This window comes from Pseudomonas sp., from assembly GCF_050739655.1.
Classification (GTDB): domain Bacteria; phylum Pseudomonadota; class Gammaproteobacteria; order Pseudomonadales; family Pseudomonadaceae; genus Aquipseudomonas.
The window spans coordinates 1-4,585 of record NZ_JBOIBY010000490.1; the positions used below are offsets into that span (position 1 = coordinate 1).

At 58.7% G+C, this 4,585-nt stretch carries 3 protein-coding genes; 2 read left to right on the top strand and 1 reads right to left on the bottom strand.

Features of this window, described 5'->3' with window-relative positions; all coding sequences use genetic code 11:
• The first annotated feature begins 31 nt into the window (after positions 1 to 31).
• Positions 32 to 1,516: a 2-methylcitrate dehydratase gene (prpD, locus tag ACRESJ_RS23535; protein WP_431760045.1), complete on the top strand. Its 1,485-nt coding sequence runs from the start codon at positions 32 to 34 to the stop codon at positions 1,514 to 1,516.
• A gap of 134 nt (positions 1,517 to 1,650) precedes the next feature.
• Here the strand turns inward: prpD and ppsR are convergent, their stop codons facing one another.
• On the bottom strand, positions 1,651 to 2,469 hold the full coding sequence (gene ppsR / locus ACRESJ_RS23540) for a posphoenolpyruvate synthetase regulatory kinase/phosphorylase PpsR (protein ID WP_431760043.1): 819 nt from the start codon (positions 2,467 to 2,469) through the stop codon (positions 1,651 to 1,653).
• Between the two features lie 174 nt (positions 2,470 to 2,643).
• Between ppsR and ppsA the strand changes: the two genes are divergently transcribed.
• The coding region (gene ppsA / locus ACRESJ_RS23545) for a phosphoenolpyruvate synthase (protein ID WP_431760044.1) at positions 2,644 to 4,585 on the top strand (1,942 nt) is incomplete at its 3' end.

Genomic DNA, 4,585 nt, shown 5'->3' on the forward strand with positions numbered 1-4,585 from the left:
GCCTTCGGCAGCTCCTACAGGTGAATCGAACATGAGCGCCAACGTTGACCTGAACAATCGCCCGGACTATGACCAGGTCCTGCAGGACATTGCCGATTACGTCCTCGGTTACAAAGTCGAGTCCAAAGAAGCCCTCGATACTGCCCGTAATTGCCTGATCGATACCTTGGGTTGCGGCCTGCTCGCCTTGCGATTTCCCGAATGCACCAAGCACCTGGGGCCTGTCGTCGAAGGCACGGTCGTACCCTTCGGTGCCCGCGTTCCCGGCACTGCTTATCGGCTCGATCCGGTCAAAGCGGCATGGGATATCGGCTGCATCGTGCGCTGGCTCGACTTCAACGACACCTGGCTTGCAGCCGAATGGGGGCATCCGTCGGATAATCTAGGCGGCATTCTCGCGGTGGCCGACCATTTGTCGCAAAAGCGCCTGGCCAATGGTGATGCGCCTCTGACGGTGCGCACCGTGCTTGAGGCGATGGTCATGGCCCACGAGATTCAAGGTGTGATTGCCCTGGAAAACTCGTTCAACCGTGTGGGCCTCGATCACGTCATTCTGGTGAAGGTCGCCTCGACCTCAGTCTGCGCGAAACTGATGGGCGCCAATCGCGAGCAGATGTTGTCGGCGTTGTCCCATGCGTTCGCTGATGGTCAGGCATTGCGCACCTATCGGCACGCGCCGAATGCCGGGTCACGCAAGTCGTGGGCGGCGGGCGATGCGTCCAGTCGGGGCGTGCGTTTGGCGGATATCGCGATGCGCGGCGAGATGGGTATTCCTGGCGTATTGAGTGCCAAACAGTGGGGGTTCTACGACGTACTGTTCAGCCATACGAACAATGATTTGGCGCTCAAGCCTGAAGACAAGCGGGCGTTCAGTTTTTCGCGGCCGTACGGCAGTTATGTGATGGAAAACGTGCTGTTCAAGATCAGTTTTCCGGCGGAGTTCCATGCGCAGACGGCCTGTGAAGCAGCGGTGATATTGCATCCACGGGTGCGCAATCGCCTGCACGAAATCGACCGGATCGTCATCACCACCCAAGAATCGGCGATCCGCATCATTTCCAAGGTCGGCCCGTTGGCCAACGCCGCCGATCGCGATCACTGCATTCAATACATGACCGCCGTGCCGCTGGCGTTCGGTAACCTGGTGGCCGAACACTACGAGGATGATTTCCACAGGGCGCATCCGATCATCGATGTGCTGCGTGAAAAAATGGTCATCGTTGAAGAGCCGCGTTTCACCCGTGAATACCTGGAGGCTGACAAACGTTCCATTGCCAATGCGGTGCAGGTGTTTTTCAAGGATGGGTCCAGCACTGAGAACGTGGTGGTGGAGTACCCGATTGGGCATCGTCGCAGGCGTGCCGAGGGCATTGCGTTGCTGGAGGACAAGTTCAGGGCGAACTTGCTGACACGTTTCACCGGGCAGCGGAGCGAGGAGATTTTTGAGTTGTGCAAGGACCAGGCGCGGCTTGAGGCGACGCCGGTGAATCGGTTTGTGGATTTGTTTGTTATTTAAGGGACCGCGTTATCGTTCATCGCGGGCAAGCCCGCTCCCACAGGGTTTTGTGTCGGAGTGCAAAACTTGCAAACACCCAAAATCCCTGTGGGAGCGGGCTTGCCCGCGATGGCGGCGGAACTGGCGCTACAGAACTATTTGAGCCGCCGCTCCACACCTTTCTCCACAAGAATCTTCGCGGAGATTTCTTCAACGGAGAAATGCGTGGAATTGATGTTCGGAATGTTCTCGCGGCGGAACAGGTTTTCCACCTCGCGCACTTCGAACTCGCACTGGGCGTAGCTGGAATAACGGCTGTTGGGCTTGCGCTCGTTGCGGATCGCGGTGAGGCGGTCCGGGTCGATGGTCAGGCCGAACAGCTTGTGTTGGTGGGCGCGCAGGGCGGACGGCAGTTGCAGGCGTTCCATGTCGTCTTCGGTCAGCGGGTAGTTGGCGGCACGGATGCCGAATTGCATGGCCATGTACAGACAGGTTGGTGTCTTGCCGCAACGCGATACGCCTACCAGGATAAGGTCGGCCTTGTCGTAGTAATGCGTGCGGGCGCCGTCGTCGTTGTCGAGGGCGAAGTTAACGGCCTCGATACGCTCCATGTAATTGGTATTGGAGCCGATGGAGTGGGATTTGCCGACGGTATAGGAAGAGTGCTCGGTCAGTTCCTGTTCAAGAGGCGCCAGGAAGGTCGAGAAAATGTCGATCATGAAACCATTGGAAGTCGCGAGGATCTCACGAATGTCCTGATTGACGATGGTGTCGAAGATAATCGGACGAAAGCCGTCGGTTTCGGCGGCTTTGTTGATTTGTTGTACCATGGCCCGCGCTTTGTCCACGTTGTCGATGTACGGCCGCGTGACTTTGCTGAAGGTAATGTTTTCGAACTGCGCCAAAAGGCTTTGGCCGAGGGTTTCGGCGGTAATGCCGGTGCCATCGGAGATAAAGAAAGCAGATCGTTTCATTTGCACCTTGGGCCTTAAGCTAGTGAGAAATCTTGGATATGATAGGCGGGATTTGCTGGCCGCCAATGGCCCGCATTCTCACTTATTTTCCAGGTCCAGGCCATATAGCCGGCAAACGCTCCTTTTAGCAGCCGGTTTTTGAGCTTTTCCAACACAGTTAGTGGAGAGATCACCTTGGTAGAGTACGTAGTTTCCCTCGATAAGCTCGGCAAACACGATGTTGAGCATGTGGGGGGCAAGAACGCATCCCTGGGCGAGATGATCAGCAACCTGGCAGGTGCCGGTGTATCGGTGCCCGGTGGCTTCGCCACAACCGCTCAGGCTTATCGTGATTTCCTGGAACTGAGCGGCTTGAATCAGCAGATTCACGATGCCCTCGATGCCCTGGACGTCGACGACGTGAATGCCCTGGCCAAGACCGGTGCCCAGATCCGTCAATGGATCATGGAAGCCGAGTTCCCTGAAAAACTGAATACCGAAATCCGCACTGCGTTCGCCGCGCTGTCCGCCGGCAACCCTGACGTGGCCGTAGCCGTGCGTTCTTCCGCTACCGCCGAAGACCTGCCAGACGCATCCTTCGCCGGTCAGCAGGAAACCTTCCTGAACATCCGCGGTGTCGAAAACGTCATTCGCGCTGCCAAAGAGGTGTTCGCCTCCCTTTTCAACGATCGCGCGATTTCCTATCGCGTGCACCAGGGCTTCGACCACAAGTTGGTAGCCCTGTCGGCCGGCGTACAGCGCATGGTCCGCTCCGAAACCGGCACCGCCGGCGTGATGTTCACCCTCGATACCGAATCGGGTTTCCGTGACGTGGTGTTCATCACCGGCGCCTACGGCCTGGGTGAAACCGTCGTGCAGGGCGCAGTGAACCCGGATGAATTCTACGTCCACAAAGGCACGCTGGCCGCCGGTCGTCCGGCGATCCTGCGCCGCAACCTGGGCAGCAAGGCCATCAAGATGATCTACGGCGACGAGGCCAAGGCCGGTCGTTCGGTCAAGACCGTCGACGTGGACAAGGCCGAGCGCGCACGTTTCTGCCTGACCGACGCCGAAGTCAGCGAGCTGGCCAAGCAGGCGATGATCATCGAGAAGCACTACAAGTGCCCGATGGACATCGAGTGGGCCAAGGACGGTGACGACGGCAAGCTGTACATCGTGCAGGCCCGTCCGGAAACCGTGAAGAGCCGCACCCAGGCCAACGTCATGGAACGTTACCTGCTGAAAGAAACCGGCACCGTGCTGGTGGAAGGTCGCGCCATCGGCCAGCGCATCGGCGCCGGCAAGGTGCGCATCATCAAGGACGTGTCCGAGATGGACAAGGTCCAGCCAGGCGACGTACTGGTTTCCGACATGACCGACCCGGATTGGGAACCGGTCATGAAGCGCGCCAGCGCGATCGTCACCAACCGTGGTGGCCGTACTTGCCACGCGGCGATCATCGCCCGTGAGCTGGGTATCCCGGCAGTAGTAGGTTGCGGCAACGCCACCCAGCTGTTGAAAGACGGCCAGGGCGTGACCGTTTCCTGCGCTGAAGGCGACACCGGTTTCATCTTCGAAGGCGAACTGGGCTTCGACATCAAGAAGAACTCCGTTGACGCCATGCCTGAGCTGCCGTTTAAGATCATGATGAACGTCGGTAACCCGGACCGCGCCTTCGACTTCGCACAGCTGCCGAACGCCGGTGTGGGCCTGGCTCGCCTGGAGTTCATCATCAACCGCATGATCGGCGTGCACCCCAAGGCACTGCTGAACTACGACGGTCTGCCGCTGGACATCAAGGAAAGCGTCGACAAGCGCATCGCCGGCTACAACGATCCGGTGGGTTTCTACGTCGAGAAACTGGTCGAAGGCATCAGCACCCTGGCGGCTGCGTTCTGGCCGAAGAAAGTCATCGTGCGCCTGTCGGACTTCAAGTCCAACGAATACGCCAACCTGATCGGCGGCAAGCTGTACGAGCCGGAAGAAGAGAACCCGATGCTGGGCTTCCGCGGTGCGTCGCGTTACATCAGCGAATCGTTCCGCGACTGCTTCGAGCTCGAGTGCCGTGCTCTGAAGCGTGTGCGCAACGAGATGGGCCTGACCAACGTCGAAATCATGGTGCCGTTCGTCCGTACCC